This window comes from Burkholderiales bacterium, assembly GCA_023511995.1.
In the GTDB taxonomy this organism is placed as follows: Bacteria; Pseudomonadota; Gammaproteobacteria; order Burkholderiales; family Thiobacteraceae; genus Thiobacter.
Window position 1 is genome coordinate 33,324 of sequence record JAIMAL010000018.1, and the last position, 21,127, is coordinate 54,450.

Annotated in this window: 20 protein-coding genes; 13 read left to right on the forward strand and 7 right to left on the reverse strand. The window is 66.1% G+C overall.

Annotated elements, in window-relative coordinates; all coding sequences use genetic code 11:
* Positions 1-79 precede the first annotated feature (79 nt).
* The 5 genes from K6T56_09880 to K6T56_09900 are packed head-to-tail and all read right to left on the reverse strand — an operon-like array spanning position 80 to position 7,959.
* On the reverse strand, positions 80-2,692 hold the full coding sequence (locus K6T56_09880; protein MCL6556657.1) for an EAL domain-containing protein: 2,613 nt from the start codon (positions 2,690-2,692) through the stop codon (positions 80-82).
* The gene (gene rsmA / locus K6T56_09885; protein ID MCL6556658.1) at positions 2,679-3,461 is read right to left on the reverse strand and encodes a 16S rRNA (adenine(1518)-N(6)/adenine(1519)-N(6))-dimethyltransferase RsmA; all 783 of its coding nucleotides are present in this window, start codon (positions 3,459-3,461) and stop codon (positions 2,679-2,681) included. The genes K6T56_09880 and rsmA overlap by 14 nt, the downstream gene beginning before the upstream one ends.
* Positions 3,462-4,448, reverse strand: coding sequence for a 4-hydroxythreonine-4-phosphate dehydrogenase PdxA (gene pdxA / locus K6T56_09890; protein ID MCL6556659.1), 987 nt, complete (start codon positions 4,446-4,448; stop codon positions 3,462-3,464).
* Positions 4,449-4,452: 4 nt separating this feature from the next.
* On the reverse strand, positions 4,453-5,757 hold the full coding sequence (locus K6T56_09895; GenBank protein ID MCL6556660.1) for a peptidylprolyl isomerase: 1,305 nt from the start codon (positions 5,755-5,757) through the stop codon (positions 4,453-4,455).
* A gap of 3 nt (positions 5,758-5,760) precedes the next feature.
* Positions 5,761-7,959: an LPS-assembly protein LptD gene (locus K6T56_09900; protein MCL6556661.1), complete on the reverse strand. Its 2,199-nt coding sequence runs from the start codon at positions 7,957-7,959 to the stop codon at positions 5,761-5,763.
* A gap of 309 nt (positions 7,960-8,268) precedes the next feature.
* Here K6T56_09900 and K6T56_09905 point away from each other — a divergent pair, with 309 nt between their 5' ends.
* The 11 genes from K6T56_09905 (at position 8,269) to K6T56_09955 (ending at position 17,490) form a co-directional block, all read left to right on the forward strand.
* Entirely contained in the window at positions 8,269-9,324 is a 1,056-nt protein-coding gene (locus tag K6T56_09905) for a phosphotransferase (GenBank protein MCL6556662.1), read from the forward strand.
* A 2-nt stretch (positions 9,325-9,326) separates the two neighbouring features.
* The gene (locus K6T56_09910; protein ID MCL6556663.1) at positions 9,327-10,061 is read left to right on the forward strand and encodes a nucleotidyltransferase family protein; all 735 of its coding nucleotides are present in this window, start codon (positions 9,327-9,329) and stop codon (positions 10,059-10,061) included.
* Positions 10,058-11,371 carry an aminopeptidase P N-terminal domain-containing protein gene (locus K6T56_09915; protein ID MCL6556664.1) on the forward strand — a complete coding sequence of 438 codons (1,314 nt, stop codon included), beginning with the start codon at positions 10,058-10,060 and terminating at the stop codon, positions 11,369-11,371. The genes K6T56_09910 and K6T56_09915 overlap by 4 nt, the downstream gene beginning before the upstream one ends.
* A complete protein-coding gene (locus K6T56_09920) occupies positions 11,355-12,533 on the forward strand; it encodes an FAD-dependent monooxygenase (protein MCL6556665.1) in 1,179 nt (392 codons plus the stop codon). Before K6T56_09915 ends, K6T56_09920 begins: the two co-directional genes overlap by 17 nt.
* Position 12,534: 1 nt before the next feature.
* A complete protein-coding gene (locus K6T56_09925) occupies positions 12,535-13,710 on the forward strand; it encodes a UbiH/UbiF family hydroxylase (protein MCL6556666.1) in 1,176 nt (391 codons plus the stop codon).
* Positions 13,711-13,781: 71 nt separating this feature from the next.
* Complete coding sequence (locus K6T56_09930) at positions 13,782-14,561, forward strand: DsbC family protein (protein ID MCL6556667.1); 780 nt, start codon at positions 13,782-13,784, stop codon at positions 14,559-14,561.
* Positions 14,558-15,163 carry a class I SAM-dependent methyltransferase gene (locus K6T56_09935; protein MCL6556668.1) on the forward strand — a complete coding sequence of 202 codons (606 nt, stop codon included), beginning with the start codon at positions 14,558-14,560 and terminating at the stop codon, positions 15,161-15,163. Before K6T56_09930 ends, K6T56_09935 begins: the two co-directional genes overlap by 4 nt.
* A gap of 60 nt (positions 15,164-15,223) precedes the next feature.
* Positions 15,224-15,904 carry a TonB family protein gene (locus K6T56_09940; GenBank protein ID MCL6556669.1) on the forward strand — a complete coding sequence of 227 codons (681 nt, stop codon included), beginning with the start codon at positions 15,224-15,226 and terminating at the stop codon, positions 15,902-15,904.
* Between the two features lie 27 nt (positions 15,905-15,931).
* The gene (locus K6T56_09945) at positions 15,932-16,501 is read left to right on the forward strand and encodes a hypothetical protein (protein MCL6556670.1); all 570 of its coding nucleotides are present in this window, start codon (positions 15,932-15,934) and stop codon (positions 16,499-16,501) included.
* A gap of 457 nt (positions 16,502-16,958) precedes the next feature.
* Positions 16,959-17,213 carry a type II toxin-antitoxin system Phd/YefM family antitoxin gene (locus tag K6T56_09950; GenBank protein ID MCL6556671.1) on the forward strand — a complete coding sequence of 85 codons (255 nt, stop codon included), beginning with the start codon at positions 16,959-16,961 and terminating at the stop codon, positions 17,211-17,213.
* Complete coding sequence (locus tag K6T56_09955; protein MCL6556672.1) at positions 17,203-17,490, forward strand: type II toxin-antitoxin system RelE/ParE family toxin; 288 nt, start codon at positions 17,203-17,205, stop codon at positions 17,488-17,490. Before K6T56_09950 ends, K6T56_09955 begins: the two co-directional genes overlap by 11 nt.
* Before the next feature lie 191 nt (positions 17,491-17,681).
* Here the strand turns inward: K6T56_09955 and K6T56_09960 are convergent, their stop codons facing one another.
* Both K6T56_09960 and apaG read right to left on the reverse strand, forming a co-directional pair.
* The gene (locus tag K6T56_09960; protein MCL6556673.1) at positions 17,682-18,893 is read right to left on the reverse strand and encodes a murein transglycosylase A; all 1,212 of its coding nucleotides are present in this window, start codon (positions 18,891-18,893) and stop codon (positions 17,682-17,684) included.
* 117 nt (positions 18,894-19,010) lie between these two features.
* On the reverse strand, positions 19,011-19,394 hold the full coding sequence (apaG, locus tag K6T56_09965) for a Co2+/Mg2+ efflux protein ApaG (protein ID MCL6556674.1): 384 nt from the start codon (positions 19,392-19,394) through the stop codon (positions 19,011-19,013).
* A 116-nt stretch (positions 19,395-19,510) separates the two neighbouring features.
* Here apaG and rpe point away from each other — a divergent pair, with 116 nt between their 5' ends.
* Together rpe and K6T56_09975 are read left to right on the forward strand one after the other, a co-directional pair.
* Entirely contained in the window at positions 19,511-20,206 is a 696-nt protein-coding gene (gene rpe / locus K6T56_09970) for a ribulose-phosphate 3-epimerase (GenBank protein MCL6556675.1), read from the forward strand.
* A 45-nt stretch (positions 20,207-20,251) separates the two neighbouring features.
* Positions 20,252-20,980, forward strand: coding sequence for a phosphoglycolate phosphatase (locus tag K6T56_09975; protein ID MCL6556676.1), 729 nt, complete (start codon positions 20,252-20,254; stop codon positions 20,978-20,980).
* The last annotated feature ends 147 nt before the right edge of the window (positions 20,981-21,127 follow it).

The window sequence follows — 21,127 nt, forward strand, 5'->3', positions numbered from 1 at the left end:
GTAGCGGGATTTTCATGTCCTTCGCGATGCGCCGTCGGAGGGGTGGAAGACGCCTTTATCGCGCAGTCTTAGCGGCAGCTCAGCGGCTCTGGGCAAGCAGCATGTCGCACACCCCGGCGGGCATGGGATCGCCGAAGTACTGACCCTGCATCTCCCGCACCCCCAGCCGCAGCAGGTATTGCACCTGTTCGGCGCGTTCGACGCCTTCGACGATGGTGTTGAGGTTGAGCGCCTGGGCCATCTGCACGATGGCCTGCAGGATGCGTTGCCCGTCCTCGCTGCCGATGCGGGCGGTGAAGGAGGCATCCACCTTCAGGCGAGAGACCGGCATCTCGTGCAACTGCGCCAGCCCGGAATAACCCGTGCCGAAATCATCGATGGCAAGCTCGAAGCCGCTGGCGGCAAGTTCCTGCAGGCGGCGTGATTCGTAGGAGACATCGAGCAGCGCAACGCTTTCGGTGATCTCCAGGATGAGGTCCGAGGGATGCAGGCCATATTCCGCCACCTTGGTGGTGAGGCGTTCCACGAAATTGGGTGCGAACAATTGGGCGCGGGAAATGTTCACCGCCACCTTCACGCTATAGCCGGCGTGGCGCCAGACACGCAGGCGTTCCAGGCTGTGTTGGAACACCTGCTCGCCCAGCTCGTGGATGAGGCCCAGATGTTCCGCCATGGGAATGAAGACATCGGGCGGCACCCAGCCGTTCTGATCGTCGTGCCAGCGGGCCAGTGCTTCCAGGGAAACGATGCGGCCGCTGTCCGCATCGACGATGGGCTGATAGAAAATCTGCATCTGCCCTTCCTGGATCGCCTGGGCGAGACGGGTTTGCAACAGCACGTTTTCCCGGTCCAGCACCGTGCCCTGGATTTCGCGGAAGAACTGGACGTTGTTGCGCCCCATCTTCTTCGCGTGAAACATGGTGTGATCGGCCAGGCTGGTGAGGGTCTCCGCATCCTCGGCATCATCGGGATAGATGGCAAAGCCGATGGAAAGGGTGAGCCGGGTGGCGATGCCCTCCACATCGATGGGTTGCCGCGCGGCTTCGCACAGGCGCCGCGCCACCTGGCGGAAATCCGCCTCCTCATTGCTGTCGGCAAGGAGCACCACGAACTCGTCGCCGCCCCAGCGGGATAGCACGTCGGATTCCCGCAGCACGGCCGACAGGCGGCGGCTCAAGGTGAGGAGCACGGTGTCCCCCGCCTTGTGCCCCAGGGTGTCGTTGATGTGCTTGAAGTGGTCGAGGTCGATGAAGCCCAGCGCCACTTTGGTGCCATTGCGCTGGGCGCGGGCGATGGCATGCTGCAGGTGTTCCTCGAAGAGCACCCGGTTGGGAAGCTGGGTGAGGGCATCGTGCAGGGCAAGCTGGCGGATGCGTTTTTCCTGCAGATACATGGCGGTCACATCGCGCAGGATGCCGCGCAGACTCACCACCTGCCCTTCCGGTCCGGTGAGCGCCAGAAGCCGGCACTCCACCCACAATTGTTCGCTGCCGGGGCGCAGCATGCGAAAGCGCAGCGTGGCCAGTTTCTTCTCGCCACTGGCGAGGGACTTGAGGGTTGAGAGCACCTGCGCCTGATCGTCGGCTTGCACGTATTGCAGGAAGGGATGGGGGCCCGGCGCAAGGGGGGTGGCTGCGCACAGCCGATGCCAGGCGGCACTGGCGGCCTGGAGATTGCCGGCGGGGTCGAGATCGATGATGGCCTCGTCCAGGAGGTTCAGGGTGTCCACCATGATCTTGCGCCGCGCCTCTTCCTCGCGCAGATCGGTGACATCGCGCAGCAGGGCGACGATGTGGGGCATCGCCGCGTCACTGCCTGGCAGCCGCTGCATGCGGCCAAGGAAAAGCCGTGGCCCGGCTCGGGTGTGCAGGGTGAATTCAGCATGGCGGCTTGCGCCCCGCAGCACATCCCGGGTGACGGCGACGAGGGCGGTGGCCACCTCCTCCGGGAAAACCTCGGACAGCAGGCGCCCGCCGGGGTCCGCTGGCACAAGCTCGCGGAAGAGCGGGTTTTCCGTCCACACCCGGTGCACGGTCTGGCTGCCGTCGTATTCCACCACCACATCCTCGGTGACGCCCACCAGGGTCTTGAGCCGCGCCTCGCTCGCCTTGAGGGCGTTTTCCGTCTGCTGCCGCAGCAGGGCGAGGGAAAGCTCGTTGGCCACCGTGCACAGGACGTCCACCTCGGTGGCCTCCCAGGTGCGTTCGGGGGCCACCGAAAAAAGGCCGAGAAAACCCATCATCTCCCCGCTCATGAGGAGGGGGATGCACAACACGCTGCCAATCCCCGCCGGCTCGAAGAGCGCCCTTTCCTCCGCCGTGAATTCCCGCGCCGTGGCGGCGAACACCATGCCCACGTGCAGCCGGTCGCTGAGATTGGGATAGCGTTCGTAGAAGAGGACGCGGAAGCCGCCGAAATTGGAAAGCCAGCTCGTCTCCACTGCCGACCAAGTAGCGGCAAGCCGCGCCACCGGCGCGCCGTCGGGGGCGGTGGTGTTGAGAAACAGGCAACAGTGGGAAGCCCGGGTGGTCTCCACCAGCAGGCGCAGCACCTCCACCCAGTTCTGTTCGTCGCCGCTTTCCAGAAGCAGCAGGGTCGCCTTGGACAGGGCGTCCAGATAGCGTTGGGAGAGAGCGAGCCGGCGCGCGACCTCTTCCGGGGCAAGCCAGGGGGACGGTTCAGGATTGACCATGGCGGGCCACCACGTGGTTGGCCAGACGCACGAAATCGGCAACGGAGAGATTCTCCGCGCGCAGCAAAGGATCGATGCCGAGTGCGGCGAAATCGGCGTCTTCCAGATGGGACCGCAGGGCGTTGCGCAAGGTCTTCCGCCGGGTGGAAAAGCCAGAAGTCACAATACTAGCAAAAATCCCCTCGTCCCGTGCCGGATGGGGCAGGGGACGCAGGGGACGCAGGCGGACGAAGGCGGAGGTCACCCGGGGTCGGGGGGTGAAGGCACCCGCTGGCACCTCGAACAGGGGCTCGATGTGGAAACGGTATTGCAGCATCACCGACAGGCGTCCATAGGCGGCGCAGGAGGGGGCGGCCGCCATGCGCGCCACCACTTCCTTCTGCAGCATGAAATGCATGTCCTGCACCTGATCGGCGAAGCGCGCCAGGTGGAAGAGGAGTGGCGTCGAGATGTTGTAGGGAAGATTCCCCACCACCCGCAGCGCCGGGCCCAGGGCGCTGAAGTCGAATTTCAGCGCATCGCCCTCGTGGATGGTGAGTCGCTCCGGGAGAAAACGCTGGCGCAGCCTGCCGATCAGGTCGCGGTCGATTTCCACCACCGACAGCCGCGCAAGCACCTCGAGCAGGGGTGCGGTGAGCGCGCCCAGGCCGGGGCCGATTTCCACCATGTTGTCTTCCGGCTGGGGCGCGATGGCGGCGATGGCCTTGCCCACGAAGTGGGGGTCATGGAGAAAGTTCTGGCCGAAGCGTTTGCGCGGCGTGTGGTGCATTCAGGAATGACGGGCCATCTCCACCGCGGTGTCGATGGCCACGCGCAGGCTCCCGCTTTCGATCTGGCCGGTACCGGCCAGAGACAGCGCTGTTCCGTGGTCCACCGAGGTGCGCACGAAAGGCAGGCCCAGGGTGATGTTCACCCCGGCACCGAAACTGGCGAACTTGAGCACCGGCAGACCCTGGTCGTGGTACATCGCGAGCACGCAGTCGCAGCGGCGCAGGGTATCGCGGGTGAAGAGGGTGTCCGCGGGCCACGGGCCGCTCAAGTCGAGGCCTTCCCCCCGCAGCGCCTCCAGGGTGGGCTGGATGATTTCGGTCTCCTCGCGACCGAGATGACCGCCCTCACCGGCATGGGGGTTGAGACCGGCCACGCAGATGCGGGGCGGCATCAAACCGAAGCGGCGGTTTAAGTCATGGTGGAGTACGCGCAGGGTGGCGGTGAGCCCCTCGCGGGTGATGAGATCGGGTACCGCGCGCAAGGGATGGTGGGTGGTGGCAAGGGCCACACGCAGCCCGCCCCCCGCCAGCATCATCACCACATGGGGGGCGCCGGATTTCTCCTGCAGATATTCGGTGTGACCCTGAAAGCGGATGCCCGCCTCGTTGATCACACCCTTGTGCACGGGGCCAGTGACCATGGCGGCGAACTCGCCGCGGATACAGCCGGAAAGCGCCCGATCCAAAAGCGCCAGCACGTAGGGCGCATTGCGGGGGTCGAGCCTGCCGGCCACGGCCGGGGCGAGGAGGGGAACATTTAGCACGGTGAGCCGCCCGGCCTTCGTTTCCACCGGCCGCCCCGGTACGTAGTCGCTCACCGTCAGCGCCACTCCCAGTTGCCGGGCGCGGGCTTCGAGAAGTTCCGCGTCGGCGAGCACCACCAAGGGGTGGCTGCGCAGCTCCCGCGCCAGCAGGATGCACAGGTCGGGACCGATGCCGGCGGGCTCGCCGCTGGTGAGGGCGATGGGGGCGGAAAGCGGAGCCATGGCGCTAGCGGTCTTCCAAGCGGTATTCGACGTAGGCCTGATCCCGAAGCTGGCGCACGAATTCCTGGTAGGCCTCGTCCGCCTTGCGCTCGCGGATCATGAGTCGTGCTTTCAGCTTGCGCTGCTCGTCGGTGACATCCTGCTTGCGCCGTTCCAGCACCTGGATCAGATGCCAGCCGAAGGGGGTCTGCACCGGCTCGCTCAAGCCCCCTACCGGCAGGGCGTTCATGGCGCGTTCGAATTCCGGCACCGTATCGCCGGGAGCGAGCCAGCCCAGATCGCCGCCCTTCGCCGCCGAAGCGTCCTCGGAGTTGAGCCGGGCCAGCTCGGCAAAGTCGGCGCCGTTTTCGATGCGCTCCTTGAGCGCGAGGAGGCGCCGCTTCGCATCCGCCTCACTCACCAGTTCATTGACCTTGACCAGGATGTGGCGGGCATGGGTCTGTTCCACGACGAGGGGGGCTTTGCCGCCGCGTTTGTCATTGAGTTTCAGGATGTGGAAGCCCGCGGGGCTGCGCAGAATGTCGCTCACTGCTCCCGGGCTCAGAGCATCCAGCACCGGCAGGAAGAGTTCCGGCAGACGACTGGCGGGCCGCCAGCCCAGCTCGCCGCCGTTCAAGGCATCCGGGGCGTCGGAATAGGCCGCGGCCACCTGGGCGAAAGGGGTGCCTTTGCGCAGTTCGGCCAGCGCCTGTTCGGCGCGGGCGCGGCGGGCCTGGATGGTTTCCGGGCTCGCCTGCTCCGGCACGCGGACGAGGATGTGGGCGAGGTGATATTCCGTCTCCGCGTCGTGCTGCTGGCCTTCCACGCTGCGGAAGAACTGTTCCACCTCGGCATCCGTCACCGTGACGCGGTTTTCCACCTCCCGCTCCCGCAGGCGGGAGAGGATGATCTCGTTGCGGATTTCCTCGCGGAAGCGGGAAAAAGGCACGCCATCCTGTTCCACCGCCTGGCGGAACTGCTCAATATTCAGGTTGTTGGCCGCGGCGATGCGCATGAGCGCGCGGTCAAGCTGCAGGTCATCGACGCGGATGCCGGTGGCGCGAGCAAACTGAAGCTGCACCTTTTCCGTGATCAGCCTCTCCAGAAGCTGCTTTTCCAGAACCGGCAGCGGCGGCGGGGGCACGTTCTGCGCCTTCATCTGCCGCAGGGCCAGCCGCAGGCGCGCGTCCAGTTCCTGCCGGGTGATGACTTCATTGTTGACCACGGCCACGATGCGATCCACCGGCAGCACCGGTGCGCGGGTCTGGGCCAGGGCCGGCGAAGCGAGGAGCGGCAGGAAAAACAGCAGGGCCAGGGGCAGGCGAGACATGGATCAGTAGTCTTCCAGGGAATAGGTGCCGGGGTTGAGCTCGGTGGGGGTGAAGCCGGGAATGCTGCTGCGCAGCAGCGACAGGGGGTTGGAGCCCAAGTGGCTTGCGCCGGCCAGCTCCAGTTGCACGAAGAAGGCGTTGGTGGTCTGCTGGGTGGCGGTGGCGAAACGGTGGGCCACCAGGCGCAGGGCCCAACAACCCTTGTTGTATTCGACACCGGCGATGCCTTCCAAAAGCCGCCGGTCGGCCAGGGAATAATTCCAGCGCGCCACGCCCTGCCACTGGGGCGCGAGGGGCCACTGGGCGGAAGCATCCACCTGACGCAGATCGTTGCGGTTGAAGCGGTAGGTGAGGTTGGCCACCCGGCCGGCCTGGGGAGCGTAGCGGAGGGCCACGTTGTAGCGCTCCGTGTGGCGCTGGTTGGGGTTGTACTCCCAGGCACTGTCGAAACTGAAGCCGGTTGCCAGCTGTCCGCCCAGACTGGCAAGGAAATCGGAACGCCGATCCTTGGGCGCAGCGGCGACGAGGGTCACCTGGGGCACGCGGAAGGAGAGGCGTTGTCCCAGCATCAGACGCAGCCGCTCCTGGCCCGTGGCGGGCTCCAGATAACGGGAAGTGAGGGCGAGGGTGAGCTGGTTGGCATCGCTGATGCGGTCCTGCCCGGAGAAGCGGTTCTCCGAGAAAATCTGGGCGAAATTGAAATCCGCCTCCGCCGAATCGAAACTCGGCAAGCGGCTTTGATCCTTGTAGGGCACGTAGAGGTAATAGAGCCGCGGCTCCAGGGTTTGCAGCATGGCCTGACCGAAAAGGCTTGCCTGCCGTTCGAAGACAAGACCGCCATCGAGGCTTGCGATGGGGAGCGTGCGCGTGGCATCCAGCTGATAGGGACGCACCGTGCCGGTGGCATCCGGCAGGCCGGTGGTGGTCTCGTCTAGGGTGTAGCGGGTGTAGTGCACTCCGAGGCGCGGCGTGAGGTGGCCGAAGCTGCGGGCCAAGGGCAGGCTGACACTGGGATAGGCCACCAGACGCCGGCCGCTCACCAGGCCCGTGCTGCGGAATTCCGCCCACTCGCCAAAAAGCCTGAGGTCGGTGCCAAGCCAGTCCAGCTTGTTGTAGGCAAGGCTGATCTGCGGCTGGCGGTTGTAGGGCGCAATGATGGGGGAGGCCGGGTCCTGCAGGACCTGGAAGCGCTGCACGCGCCCGAGGAGACTCAGGCCGCCGCGGGCAAAATTCAAAACCCCTTCGCGGGGCAGGAGGGTCTGGGAGGTCTGGGTCACCAGGGTAGAGAGATCCCGGAAATAGTCGTTGTCGGACACCCGCTGGATATTGAGCATGCCGGCAAGCCCGTAGCCCAACTGCTGCTGGTGCTGCCAGGAGAGCAGACTGCGGTCGGTATCGCGGACGCGGTCGTTGGAGAGGTATTCCGCCTGCAGGGTTCCCGCGTAGCGGGGCTCAAGGTAGCGGAACTCGCCGCCCAACTGCAGCCCGCGTTTTTGCATGAACCGGGGGGTGATGGTGGCATCGTAGTTGGGCGCGATGTTCCAGTAGTAGGGCAGGGTGAGTTCGGCGCCGCTTTTGCCGGTGGTGCCGAAGCTGGGCGCGAGCAGCCCGGATTTGCGCTGGCGGTTCAAAGGAAAGCTGATCCAGGGCGTATAGAGGAGGGGCACGTCCATGAATTCCACCCGCGCGTGGCGGGCCACGCCTTCATTGGCGGTGCGGTCGAGGTAAAGCTCCCCAGCGCGGATGAACCAGTCATCCTGCCCGGGGCCGCAGGTGGTGTAGCTGGCATCTTTCAGGCGCATGCGGTTCTCCCCCAGGAATTCCGCCTCTTCCGCGCTTCCCCGGGCGTGTTCCGCGGCCAGCATGTACGTGGGCTGCGCCATGCGCCCGGTCTTAGTTTCCAAGTTGAGGCGCAGTTCCGGCCCCCGTGCCAGGGCGTTTTCGGTCTGTACCCGCACGCTTCCTTGCGCAAACAAATCGCCGGTGGGCGTGTCATAGCGCATGCGATCGGCGGTCACCGTCACCCCCAGCTTGCGCACTTCCACCTCGCCTTCCGCTTCCACCTCCTGGTCCTGATGGCCGCGGATTTCCAGGGCGCGCACGAAGATGGGCAGTGGCGCTTCAACCACGTCGTGCCTGGGGGGCAGCGTTTCCGTGGGCAAGAGCGTCAGGGGTGCCTCCCCGGCGGCCGATGGCGCCACGGGGGGCGGCTCGGGGGGGATGGCGGAGGTTGGCGTGGGCAAGCTCACCGCGGGCCCGGTGGCGGGAAGCGGGGCGGGGCCCTCAGGGGCGGGGCGCGTCTGCGCCTCGGGGAGAGGTGCCGGCAGTTGCTCGCGGGGCTTCGGCTCAACGGGCGGGCGCGTCCCCTCCGGAGCCGGGAGCGCCGGCAGACCCAGAAGGCGCGGGTCCACTTTCAGCGGCGGCAGATTGGTCGCTGCGTAGGGGGCAGGTGCCAGGCACAAAAATAGAACACCGACGGCAAGCCGCGACCGGGAGGCGATCATTGTTGGATGGGGGGCGGGGGAAAGCTGCTAAAATCGCACAAAACCTCAATTTTTTCAATTGGAAGTCCATTGGACCGGTTGCTCGATCTCGACTGGTGGCTATCCCAGGTGTTCGCAGGGGAACATTTCCTCATCCTGCCCGCCTCCTCGGATGCCAGCTTCCGCCGCTACTGGCGGGTGCATCTCGACGATGAGACCTTTATCGCCATGGACGCGCCCCCTGAGCACGAGGACTGCCGGCCCTTCGTCCATGTCGCGCAACTGTTCGAAGCGGCGGGGGTGAACGTGCCCAAAATCCTCGCCCAGGATCTGGACCGGGGGTTTCTGCTCCTCACCGATCTCGGGCGGGACACCTACCTCGAGCAGCTTACCGAGGAAAACGCCGACCGCCTCTACGGGGATGCCAACGAGGCATTGATCAAAATCCAGCTCGCCAGCGCGCCCCATCTCCTGCCGGATTACGACGAGGCCCTGCTTCTTCGGGAGATGCGCCTCTTTCCCGAGTGGTATGTGAAGCGGCATCTGGGGCGGGAACTCAGCGCCGATCAGCAGGCGGCGCTGGAATCCGCCTTTGCCTTGATCCTTGAGCGGGCGCTGGCGCAGCCCCGGGTGTTCGTGCATCGGGACTACCATTCCCGCAATCTCATGGTGCACGATCCCAATCCCGGTATCCTCGATTTCCAGGATGCGGTCTATGGCCCCATCACCTACGACCTGGTGTCCCTCTACAAGGATGCCTACATCGCCTGGGACGAGGAGCAGGTGCTCGACTGGGTGATCCGCTACTGGGAACGGGCGAAGCAGGAGGGCCTGCCAGTGGCGGCCGATTTCGCCGAGTTCTACCGGGATTTCGAATGGATGGGGGTGCAGCGTCACCTCAAGGTGCTGGGCATCTTCGCCCGCCTCTGGCATCGCGACGGCAAGGATGCCTATCTACAGAGTCTGCCCGTGGTGCTCGATTATCTGCGCCGGGCCTGTGAGCGCTACCGCGCCCTTCATCCCCTGCTTAGGCTGCTGGACGAGCTGCACGGCAACGAGGCGCAGGTGGGCTACACCTTCTGAAGATGAAAGCCATGATCCTCGCCGCCGGGCGCGGCACCCGCATGCGGCCCCTCACCGACACGCTGCCCAAGCCACTGCTGGCGGTGGGAGGCAAGCCCCTCATCGTCTGGCACATCGAAAACCTGGCGCGGGCGGGGTTTCGCGAGGTGGTGATCAACCACGCCCATCTCGGACACCTCATCGAAGAGGCGCTGGGGGATGGCCGCTGCTGGGGGGTGAGTCTCCGCTATTCGGCGGAAGGCGAGCCGCTGGAAACCGCCGGCGGCATCGCCAAGGCCCTGCCGCTTTTGGGGGAGGGGCCCTTCCTCGTGGTCAATGGCGACATCCACACCTATTACGATTTCCGTCGTGCCCTGGCGATTGGCAAGGAGATGGCGCGTGATCCGGCTTATTGCGCCCATCTCGTGCTGGTGGACAATCCGCCCCATCACCGGGAAGGGGACTTCGTCCTCGTCGATGGGGTGGTGCGCCTTGCCGACGGGCCGCGCCTCACCTATGCCGGCATCGGCGTCTTTCGTCCGGAAAGCTTCGCCCATATCGAGCCGGGCAGCCATGCGGCCCTGGCGCCCCTGTTGCGGAATCTTATCGGCCAGGGTGGAGTGCGGGGGGAACACCTGCGGGCGCGCTGGGTGGACGTGGGCACGCCCGAGCGCTTGGCCGCCCTTGACCGCGTGCTTACGTACTGCCGCCGGCGGGCCTGTGACGGCGCAGACAGGATTGACGAGGAGTGCCCATGAATCCCCATCGTGAACGGCGCCTGCGTCTGGCCGCGCGCATGGAGGCGGGCGTGGCGGTGATCCCCACCGCCCCGGAACGGCCGCGCAACCGGGACAGCACCTACCCTTACCGCTTCGACAGCTATTTCTATTACCTCACTGGTTTTCCGGAGCCGGAGGCCGTGCTGGTGCTGGTGGTGGATGACGGCGTGAAAAGCCTCCTTTTCTGCCGCGACAAAAACGAGGAGCGGGAGATCTGGGAGGGCTTCCGTTACGGTCCCGAGGCGGCGCGGGAGGTCTTCGGCATGGATGAGGCCTATTCCATCACCCGGCTCGACGAGATGATGCCCAAGCTCCTCGCCGACCGGCCCCATCTCTATTTCGATCTGGGCGCGGATGCAAGCTGGGACAGCCGGGTCGTAGGCTGGCTCAACAGCGTGCGCGCCGAGGTGCGCAATGGGGTGAGCGCGCCGGCGGACATCCGCGACGTGCGGGCGCTTTTGGACGAAATGCGCCTCATCAAGGACGAACACGAGCTTGCCCTCATGCGCCGCGCGGCGGAGATTTCCGTGGCGGCCCACCGGCGCGCCATGCGCGCCACTGCGCCCGGTCGCTGGGAATACGAGATCGAGGCGGAGCTCCTCTACGAATTCCGCCGGCGGGGGGCGCAGGCACCGGCCTACACCCCCATCGTCGCCGGTGGGGCGAATGCCTGCGTGCTGCACTATGTGGCCAACAATGCCTGTCTGCGGGAGGGGGATCTGCTCCTGATCGACGCCGGCTGCGAGCTCGATGGCTATGCCGCCGACATCACCCGCACCTTTCCCGTCACGGGCCGCTTCCGCGCAGCCCAGAGGGACTGCTACGAGATCGTGCTTGCCGCCCAGCAGGCGGCCATGGAACGGGTACGCCCCGGGGCCCGCTGGAACGAACCCCACGAAGCCGCGCTGCGGGTGCTCGCCCAAGGCATGATCGATCTGGGGCTCATCAGCGGCAGCGTCGACGGGGTGCTGGAATCCGGCGCCTACAAGCGGTTCTACATGCACAAGACCGGTCATTGGCTCGGCATGGACGTGCACGATGCGGGCGAATACAAACGCGGGGGCGAGTGGCGCGAGCTCGTCCCGGGCATGGTGCTCACCGTGGAGCCGGGGCTTTATATCCGGCCGGGGGAGGGCGTACCCGAGGCGCTGGCCGGCATTGGCATCCGCATCGAAGACGACGTGTGCGTCACGGCGCAAGGGTGCGAGGTGCTCACCCAGGCGGCGCCGAAGACGGTGGCGGAAATCGAAGCCTGGATGCAGGGGCAGGGCCATGGGACAGACGCCTGAGCGCCCGGATGTGGTCATCGTCGGTGGCGGGCCGGTGGGGGCCACCCTCGCCTTGGCGCTGGCCCAGGGTGGGGGGGTGGCGCCGTCGGTGATGGTGCTGGAGGCCCGATCCAGGTTCGAGGACCTGGCCGATGGACGCACCCTGGCGCTTTCCCACGGCAGCCGGCTGATCCTGGAGGGGCTGGGGGTGTGGGCGCAGTTGGGGGAAACCACGCCCATCACCCGCATTCACGTCTCCCAGCGGGGGGCGTTTGGCCGCACCCTCCTCACCGCCGAGGAGGCGGGCCTGCCGGCGCTGGGCTACGTGCTGGATTACGCCCGCTTGAGTCGCGCCCTGCACGAGGCGCTGAAGCAAGCCCCCCTCGACTACCACACTGGCGCCGAGGCGCACGACTTGGTACCCGATGCCACGGCCCCCCGCGTCACTTGGTCGCGGGGGGACGAGACGCGGACGACGGCCTGTCGCCTTCTCGTGGTGGCCGATGGCGGACGTTCCCTGAAGGCGCTGCCGGTGCGGCTTTTCCAGCACGATTACGGCCAGTGCGCGGTGGTCTGCCAGGTGGGCACCGAGCGGCCCCACGAGGGCCTGGCCTTCGAGCGCTTCACCCCGGAAGGCCCGCTGGCCCTGTTGCCCTACCGCGATCACTACGCCCTGGTGTGGACCGCTTCGCCAAAGAAGGCCGCATTGATCCGGGAATGGGACGAGGCGACCTTCCTTGCGCGGCTGCACACCCATTTCGGCGACCGGCGCGGACGCTTCCTGTGGGCGGGGCCGCGCGCCAGTTTCCCGCTGACGTTGCGGCTTGCTTTTCCCCGCACCGCGGCTCGCACCGTCCTCATCGGCAACGCGGCGCAAACCCTGCACCCCGTGGCTGGCCAGGGCTTCAACATGGGTTTGCGGGATGCCTGGGAGCTCGCCTCCCACATCCTCGCCACCCCGCGGGGGGAGCTGGGCGGGCCGGCCATGCTTCGGGCCTACGCGAGGGGCCGCCGTCCGGATACGGCGGGGGGAATCCTCTTCACCGACTTCCTCGTCCGCGGCTTTTCCAATGCGCTGCCTGTCTTGAGCCAGATGCGGGCGGCGGCGCTGTCGGTTCTGGATGTCCTGCCGCCGGCCAAGGATTTCGTTGTGCGGCGCATGATCTTCGGCGCCCGGGGTTGACGTGGAGACGCGACACGACGTCATCGTCGTCGGCGGCGGCCTGGTGGGCGCAAGCTGCGCCCTGGCCCTGGGCCGGGCGGGGCTGGACACCGTGCTGGTGGAAGGGCAGGCCCCCTGTGGCGCCCCGCCGGGGGAAGCCGGCTGGGACAGCCGCATCTACGCGATCAGTCCCGGCAGCGTGCGTTTCCTCGAGGCGCTGGGTGTGTGGGCGCGCCTGCCGGCCGAGCGGCTGCAGGCGGTGAGCGCCATGCACATCCGCGGCGATGATGGCAGAAGCTTCCTCCATTTTTCCGCCTACGAGGCAGGGGTGGCGGCGCTTGCCGTGATCGTGGAAAGCCGGGCGCTTAGCCGGGCCCTCTGGCAGGCCTTGCCGGAATGCCCGCAGGTGGTCTGCCATTGTCCGGCGAGGTCTTCCCGTCTCGCGCTGGAGGCGGATTGGGCGCGGCTTTTCCTTGACGATGGCAGGGTCCTTGCCGCGAAGCTGATCGTCGGCGCGGATGGCGCCCGCTCCTGGGTGCGGCAGCAGGCGGGCCTGCGCTTCCGTAACAAGGATTATCGGCAGATGGGGGTGGTGGCCAATTTCGCCTGCGAAAAACCCCATGGCGGCATTGCCCGCCAGTGGTTCCGCCGCGATGGCATCCTCGCCTGGCTGCCGCTACCCGGAAACCATCTGTCCATGGTGTGGTCCACCGACACGGCACATGCAGCAAAACTGCTTGCCCTTCCGCCCGGGGAACTGGCGGCGCGGGTCGCTGAAGTGAGCGATGCTGTAGGCACGCTTACCTGCATCACGCCGGCGGCGGCTTTTCCCCTGCATCTCATCCAGGTGGATACGGTCGTTGCGCCGCGCCTAGCCCTCGTCGGCGATGCCGCGCATCAGGTGCATCCCCTGGCCGGGCAGGGCGTGAATCTGGGTTTCGGCGATGCCGAGGTGCTGGCGCGGGAGCTTTCCCGCCGCGGGGTGCGGGACTGCGGCGAGTTTGCCCTGCTGCGCCGCTACGAGCGCGCGCGCAAGGAGGACGTGCTGGCCATGCAGTTCGTCACCGATGCCCTCAAGGAACTCTTCGCCCATCCCCATCCCGTGGTGGGCGTGCTGCGCAACCTGGGGCTTTCGCTTACCCAGCGGGCGGGTTTCCTCAAACAGGCACTGGTGCGCCATGCGCTGGGTACGAGTTGAGTGAACCCGGAGATGAAACGGCGGTTCGCCACGATCTGTTCTCTCCCGCCTCTTCCGGAAAGGGGAGGGGCATGGGGCAACGCTTTGCGTTCTACTACCAAAGAAAGGAAATCATGATCTCCCGAGTGCTGTCCCGTTTGTGCGTGCTCTTCCTTGCCGTCTCCACCGTGGCCTGTGCCGACGAAAATTCCGTGCGCAAGGAACTCGCCACGCGCTTTCCCGACATTCCCGTCTCCTCGGTGCGCAAGGCGCCGGTCAAGGGCCTCTACGAAGTCACCGCGGGCCAGCAGGTGTTCTACGTGGATGAGAAGGTGGATCACGTGATCCTGGGCAATATCATCGACACGCGGAACAACCGCAATCTCACCGCCGAAAGACGCGAAGCCCTGCTGCGCGTGGATTTCGCGAGCCTCCCCCTCGATGATGCCATCCGCATCGTGCGCGGCAAGGGCAGTCGCAAGCTTGCCGTCTTCGAGGACCCCGACTGCCCCTACTGTCGGCGCCTAGAGGCGGAGCTTGCCCGCATGGATGACCTCACCGTCTATGTGTTCCTGCTGCCCCTGGAACAGTTACATCCGGAGGCAGGGCAGAAGGCGCGCAAAATCTGGTGCGCCCCGGATCGTGCCCAGGCCTGGCTTGCGGCCATGCAGACGGGGACGCTCCCCGACAACCGGGGCGATTGCGACAATCCGGTGGCCCGCACCATTGAGCTTGCCAACAGGCTCAACATCCAGGGCACGCCGGCGCTGGTTTTTGAGAGCGGGCGGCTTGTGCCGGGTGCCATTCCCCGCGAGAAAATCGAGGAACTGCTCAACGAGGCAAAAACGGCGAAGGAGGGTGCGCGCAAATGAGCCGGGAAATGTGGGATGGCCATTACGCCGAGCCCCATTACATCTTCGGCACCGAGCCCAATGTCTTTCTTGCTTCGCAGAAAGCCCTGCTCAAACCAGGCCAGCGGGCGCTCGCCGTGGCCGACGGCGAGGGTCGCAACGGGGTGTGGCTGGCGCAGCAGGGGCTTTCCGTGGTGTCGGTGGATTTCTCGGCACCGGCGGTGGAAAAGGCGAGGCGGCTTGCCGCGGAGCGGGGCGTGGAGGTGGAGTTCCATGTCGCCGACGTCCTCGCCTGGGATTGGCCGCGGCAAGCCTTCGACATCGTGGCCGCCATCTTCATCCAGTTCGCAGCGCCGCCGGAAAGGGACATCCTCTTTGCCCGCATCAAGGAAGCGCTGAAGCCTGGCGGCCATCTCATCCTCCAGGGCTATACGCCAAAACAGCTCGAGTACCGGACCGGCGGGCCTTCTGCCGTCGAAAACCTCTACACCGCGGCCCTGCTTAGGGAAGCCTTCGCCGACATGGACATCCTGCACCTTCGGGAACACGAGGACTTCCTCACCGAGGGGACCAAGCACTATGGCATGTCCGCCCTCATCGACATGGTGGCGCGGAAAAGATGAAGGGCGCCGGGCCCTGCGCTTTTCCCGCGGCAGGAGGCGGACGCCCCGCCCGGTGGTGAGATGAAGCCCGGCAGCCTGAGCGTTGGCCCGCCCGCGGCGCGTGCCCCCCTGCGGCTTACCGTTGCGCTTTTGCTGTCCACCCTGCTGCACGCGGCGTTGTTTCTGGGGGTGCGCGTGGGGACGGTGGAGCGAGCCGGCGCCGCCCCCCGTCCGCTCACCGTGCGCCTTGCTGAAGTCTCACCACCGGCAAAGGCGTCCGCCGATGTTGCGCCCGCCGCTCCCGATGCTCCCGTTGCGGCACCGGCAAAGGCGGTGCCCGAAGCCCAAGCGCCTGCTTCCACCGCGCCGACACCCACCCCCACCCCCTCCGAAGACGCGGCCCGTCCCGGCATGCCGGAAGAGGCGGCGGGTGCGACCACCCTGGACCTTCCTCTGCCCCCGGATCCCACCTACTACCCGGCGCGGATGGTGGACGAACACCCGGTACTGGTCAGCGGCGGCAAGCCCGTTTATCCTGAGGAAGCCGCCCGCAATGACCTGCGCGGCGAGGTGATCGTGCTCATGCTCCTCAACGAGCACGGTCGTGCCGACGAGGTGAGCATCGTCGAGGCCAAGCCCGCCGGGCACGGCTTCGAGGAAGCGGTCATCAACTGGCTGCGGGATGCCCGCTTCCGGCCCGCTATGCGCCAGGGGCGCGCAGTCAAGGCGCGGGTGGTGTACCACGTCACGTTCGAGCCCTGAATGTCTTTACCACGAGAGGAGACCGTCATGAGCAGAATCAACATCGCCTTCGGCTTTTTCTTCCTCGCCCTGTCTGCCGCGCTGGGCCCCTACATGCTGCTCAAGCTCCATCCCACCGCCAACCAGGCGCAGGAAGGGCGGGTGGCGGCCACCGGGCGGCTGGCGGAAGTGGCCGGCGCCAACTACGACGATCCGGAGACGCTTGCCCCCATCACCGCCGACAAGCTGGGGCGCCTGGTCACCGACGCCGTACTGGCCATCAACCGCGAGATCAACGCACGTGCCCCCATCGACGCGGTGCGTTCCGGTCCCCACGTCCATGGCAACCTGGAAGCCCTGCTCAACATCGCCGTGGGCGTGGTGATGCTCTTCGTCTCCTGCAGGCCCGCCTGGATGAAACAGGTCATCGGCTGGCTGTTCATCCTGGGTACCCTGCTCCATTCCGGGATGCTCTATCTCGCCATCGTCTTCAATCAGAGCTGGGCGGGCCAGATTCTCGGCACCGGCATCGGTCCCCTCATGATCCTGGCCGGAATGGTGCTCGCCGGCCTGGCGGTCGCCCTCGGCTGGCGGGGACAGGTGACAGGGGACAACTGAGGCGGCAGGCATCAGGGGTCAGGGGTGAGGGGTCGGAAACTGTACCGACTCCTCCGTGGCTTCCCCTCTCTGCCTGTCCCTTCGGGCGCATGGTAGGTTTTGGGGTTTGGTTTTTGCACGCGACATGTCTGCTGCCCTTGCGCGGCGCTCCTTTTAACCCAGATTTGTCATTAGGGCGCGCGATGATGGCGAGCCGGGTTTCGAACAGATTCGCGCACGGGCGACGAGCCCATAGCGAGGCCTATGGGTGAGGAGCACGGGTGCGAAGATGCCGAAAGACGGCCGCCAGGGCGCGCGCAGGCGGGGATGAAATAGCAACGCAGATGCGATTCGACTCACCAAAGCGCCAATCGAAGGCACAGGCCGGCCTAATGACAAATCTGGGTTTAAAGTGGGCCGACGGACCCATTTGGTAGAATCGTCTCTCATAGACATGCGAGACTGACAGGAGGCACTCATGGCGCATATTCTTTTAAGCTCGGTGGCAGCGAGCATCACCGAGCTCAAGCGCGATCCCATGGGGACCGTGGCTGCGGGGGAGGGGGCGCCGGTGGCGATTCTCAACCGGAACGAGCCTGCGTTCTACTGCGTGCCGGCCGAAGTCTTCGAAGCGCTCATGGAGAAGTTGGAGGACCTGGAGCTCAACGCCCTTGCGGATGCCCGGCTGAAGGACGGTCAGCCGCTGCGCCGGGTCGGGATCGATGAGTTATGAGCTCGCTTTCCACCCGGCAGCCTGGGAGGAGTGGAACCGCCTGGACCGGCCGATCCGCGAGCAGTTCAGGAACAAACTCCGGGAACGCCTTGAACAACCCCGCCTCGCCTCGGCACAACTTGCCGGACATCCCCATCGCTACAAAATCAAGCTGTGGGCAGCGGGCTACCGACTCGTCTATGAGGTCCGGGATGGCGAGCGGCTGGTCATCGTCGTTGCCGTAGGCAAGCGGGAAAGAAACGCCGCCTACACGACCGCAGCCAAGCGGCGGACGTGAAGCAAGGGGCAGGAAGCAGGGATCAGGAATCAGAAACTGCCCGAGCCCTCCGTGTCTTCTGTGGTTTTTCCTCTCTTTTCCCGCTCTAGCGTGCGCCATGGCAGCTTTTTTGGCTTTTGCAGCCGGCGGGTTTCGCTTTGTTTTCTTGGCTAGCCGCTGCTCCTGTGCCTTGAGCCTGATTGCTGTTTCCCTCACTGCCCTTTCGGTAGCAGGACCCACATCCGGCCGGGGGCGCGCATGGCGCCTGCCAGTTCCCCGGCTTCTTCGCCGAACCCCCAGAAAAAGTCGGCGCGCACGGCGCCTTTGATGGCCCCGCCGGTGTCCTGGGCGAGCATGAGGCGGCGTAGGCTTTGCTTGCTCGTGGGCCAGGTGGTGGCCAGGAAAACCGGCGCGCCCAGGGGCACGGCGCGGGGGTCCACGGCGAGGCTTCTGCCCGGCGTCAAGGGCACACCCAGGGCGCCGGGGGGGCCATCCGGCCCAGCCGCCACGGGCGGCAGCTCGCGGAAGAAGACATAGCTGCCATTGGCGGCAAGAAGCTGCGGCAGTTTGTCCGGATGCTGCGCCGCCCACTGCCGGATGCCCTGCATCGTGGCCTCCTGCACCGTGAGCTCGCCCATTTCCACGAGCCTGCGGCCGATGGAAACATAGGGGTGTCCGTTCTGTTCCCCATAGCCCACGCGCAGGGTTTCGCCATTGTCGAGGAGGATGCGGCCCGAGCCCTGGATGTGGAGGAAGAAAAGGGACAGGGCATCGTCCACCCAGGCCAGCACCCGGGCGGGAAGCGGCGCGCCGGCGTCGATCTCGGCGCGGCTGTAGTAAGGCAGCACCCGGTTGCCCACGAGTCTGCCCCGCAGGCGGTAGGATTTGAGCTCGGGATAGACGCTGGCGAGATCGATCACCAGCAGATCCTCCGGCACGCCATAGACGGGATAGCGGAAACGCTCGGAGGGGGTGCGGCTGCCCCGCAGCAGGGGTTCGTAATAGCCGGTGATGAGGCCGGTGTCGCTGCCATCGGCGGCGGCCAGGCGGTGGGGGGTGAACCAGCGCTCGAAGAAGGCTCGCGCCGCTTCGTCATCCTGCGGCGTGGTCCGTCCTGCTGCCTCACAGACTGCGCCCCATTCCGGCTTTTGCGCAAGCACCCGGCAGCCGGTGAGGAAAGCGGGCCAGGCGGAGGCGGCGTCATTTTCCGCCCACCCTTCCACCTCGCTCCAGTCTATGGCGGTGAGCACGGGGGCGGTGAGCGGGGGCGCGGGCACCGGCGGTTTCGGCGGTAGGGCGCAGCCGGCGAGGGCCAAAAGCAGGAAAAACCAAGCGGCCTGGGGGCGAAGCCCGCCCCATCGCGTAAACTGGAGGGGGATGAAACCCGGGGCGCACCGCGCCCGCCCACCGAGGAGGAAACCCATGACCTGGCTCATCATCGAAGCGGGGGTTGCGCTGGCCCTGCTGATTTTCATCGTCTGGTTCACGCTGCCGCGCAAAAACAAGGACGACTGAAAGGCAACCCCTCCCGTGATGGGCGGCTAGTGCAGGACGCGGGGGACGGAGAGGACGAATTCGGGAATCGGCGCCTCGAAGCGGGTACCATCCTCCGCCACCATCTGGTAGCTGCCCTTCATCGTCCCCACGGGGGTGGGGATGGCCGAGCCGCTGGTGTATTCATAGCTTTCGCCGGGCTTGAGCAACGGCTGCTCGCCTACCACGCCCAGACCCCGCACCTCCTGCACCTGACCTTCCGCATCCGTGATGATCCAGTGCCGGCTGATGAGCTGGGCGGCGATGGTGCCCGTGTTGGTGATGGTGATGGTGTAGGCGAACACGTAGCGGCCCGCCGCCTCGTCGGACTGCTCCGGCAGATAGTCCACGCGGGAGCTGACGGTGATTTCGTACCTGGTGCGCTCGGCCATGACGTGCTCGGCAAAAATCGGGTCGGGCCCGCTATTGCACACGAATTCCCCCGCGTAGGCAAGGCCGCGCGGGTTCGGGTAAAATGGCGGGCTTTGTTTCCGGTTGAGGATTCGCCATGGCCCAGTATCGCATCGCGCCCAGCATCCTGTCCGCCAACTTCGCCAAACTGGGGCAGGAGATCACCGATGTCATCGCCTCTGGCGCCGACATCATCCATTTCGACGTGATGGATAACCATTACGTGCCCAACCTGACCATCGGGCCGTTGGTGTGCGAGGCCATCCGTCCGCTCACCTCCGCCATCATCGATGTGCATCTGATGGTGAAGCCCGTGGACCGCATCATTCCCGATTTCGCCAAGGCGGGGGCTGACATCATCACCTTCCATCCTGAGGCTTCCGAGCACATCGACCGCTCCCTTGCCCTTATCAAGGACCAGGGCTGCAAAGCGGGTCTGGTGTTCAATCCTGCCACTCCGCTCCATTACATGGACCATGTCATGGATAAGCTGGACATGGTGTTGCTCATGAGCGTGAACCCGGGCTTCGGCGGGCAGAAATTCATCCCGGAGGCCCTCAACAAGCTGCGGATTGCCCGGCAGAAGATCGACGCCTACCGGGAAAAAACCGGCCGCGAGATCTGGCTGGAGATCGATGGCGGCGTCAAGGTGGATAACATTGCCGAAATCGCCCGCGCCGGCGCCGATACCTTCGTCGCCGGTTCCGCCGTCTTCGGCGCGGCCAAGGAATCCGACCCGCACCGGTACGATTCCATCATCGCCGCCTTCCGCGCCGAACTGGCCAAAGTCTGATCCGGCCCCCGAGTGCGGCGGTCGGCCGGAGCGAACGAGTCAACCATGGATGCTCCACAGTCCTCGCCTCCCGTGCCCGCGGGGCAGACGGGCGGGCGCTTTCCCCTCGCCGTCAAGGCCGTCGTCATCGACCTCGACGGCACCCTGCTTGACACCGCGCCGGACCTCGCCGCGGCGGCCAACCGCATGCTCGCCGACCTCAAGCGGCCGCCGGTGCCCCTCGAGGTGCTGTCCACCTATATCGGCAATGGCGTGTCCCGGCTGGTCAAGCGGGTGCTCACCGGCGAGATGGAGGCGGAGCCCGACCCGGAGCTTTTTGCCCGGGCGCTGGCCAGTTTCCAGCGCCACTACGGCGAACACGTGGCCGACCAGTCGCGCCCCTTCCCCGGCGTGGTGGAGGGGCTGCAGGCCCTGCAGGCGGCGGGTTTTCCCCTCGCCTGCATCACCAACAAGGCGGAGCAGTTCACCATCCCCCTTTTGCTGGCCACGCATCTCCACGGCTATTTCGATCTCATCCTTTGTGGCGACACCCTGCCCCGCAAGAAGCCCGATCCCCTGCCGCTTCTGCACGCCGCCGAACATTTCCGCATCCATCCCGACGCGCTCCTCCTCATCGGCGATTCGGTCAATGACGCCCAGGCGGCGCGCGCCGCCGGCTGCCATGTGTTCTGCGTGCCCTATGGCTACAATCGGGGTCGGCCGGTGGAGGAACTGGACGTGGATGCCGTGGTGCCCAGCCTGCTCGAGGCCACGCGGCTCATCCGGAAGGCCTGATATGCCCCGCGCCCGCCCCGAAACCGTTGGCCGCACCGTGGTGGCGGCGCGTGGCAAGGGACGGCCGTTTAACCCAGATTTGTCATTAGGCCGGCCTGTGCCTTCGATTGGCGCTTTGGTGAGTCGAATCGCATCTGCGTTGCTATT

Coding starts and splice junctions, on each gene's coding strand:
- K6T56_09880 (MCL6556657.1), bottom strand. CDS start 2,692: ATGGTCAATCCTGAACCGTCCCCCTGGCTTGCCCCGGAAGAGGTCGCG.
- rsmA (MCL6556658.1), bottom strand. CDS start 3,461: ATGCACCACACGCCGCGCAAACGCTTCGGCCAGAACTTTCTCCATGAC.
- pdxA (MCL6556659.1), bottom strand. CDS start 4,448: ATGGCTCCGCTTTCCGCCCCCATCGCCCTCACCAGCGGCGAGCCCGCC.
- K6T56_09895 (MCL6556660.1), bottom strand. CDS start 5,757: ATGTCTCGCCTGCCCCTGGCCCTGCTGTTTTTCCTGCCGCTCCTCGCT.
- K6T56_09905 (MCL6556662.1), top strand. CDS start 8,269: ATGGGGGGCGGGGGAAAGCTGCTAAAATCGCACAAAACCTCAATTTTT.
- K6T56_09910 (MCL6556663.1), top strand. CDS start 9,327: ATGAAAGCCATGATCCTCGCCGCCGGGCGCGGCACCCGCATGCGGCCC.
- K6T56_09915 (MCL6556664.1), top strand. CDS start 10,058: ATGAATCCCCATCGTGAACGGCGCCTGCGTCTGGCCGCGCGCATGGAG.
- K6T56_09920 (MCL6556665.1), top strand. CDS start 11,355: ATGGGACAGACGCCTGAGCGCCCGGATGTGGTCATCGTCGGTGGCGGG.
- K6T56_09930 (MCL6556667.1), top strand. CDS start 13,782: ATGGGGCAACGCTTTGCGTTCTACTACCAAAGAAAGGAAATCATGATC.
- K6T56_09935 (MCL6556668.1), top strand. CDS start 14,558: ATGAGCCGGGAAATGTGGGATGGCCATTACGCCGAGCCCCATTACATC.
- K6T56_09940 (MCL6556669.1), top strand. CDS start 15,224: ATGAAGCCCGGCAGCCTGAGCGTTGGCCCGCCCGCGGCGCGTGCCCCC.
- K6T56_09945 (MCL6556670.1), top strand. CDS start 15,932: ATGAGCAGAATCAACATCGCCTTCGGCTTTTTCTTCCTCGCCCTGTCT.
- K6T56_09950 (MCL6556671.1), top strand. CDS start 16,959: ATGGCGCATATTCTTTTAAGCTCGGTGGCAGCGAGCATCACCGAGCTC.
- K6T56_09955 (MCL6556672.1), top strand. CDS start 17,203: ATGAGTTATGAGCTCGCTTTCCACCCGGCAGCCTGGGAGGAGTGGAAC.
- K6T56_09960 (MCL6556673.1), bottom strand. CDS start 18,893: ATGGGTTTCCTCCTCGGTGGGCGGGCGCGGTGCGCCCCGGGTTTCATC.
- apaG (MCL6556674.1), bottom strand. CDS start 19,394: ATGGCCGAGCGCACCAGGTACGAAATCACCGTCAGCTCCCGCGTGGAC.
- rpe (MCL6556675.1), top strand. CDS start 19,511: ATGGCCCAGTATCGCATCGCGCCCAGCATCCTGTCCGCCAACTTCGCC.
- K6T56_09975 (MCL6556676.1), top strand. CDS start 20,252: ATGGATGCTCCACAGTCCTCGCCTCCCGTGCCCGCGGGGCAGACGGGC.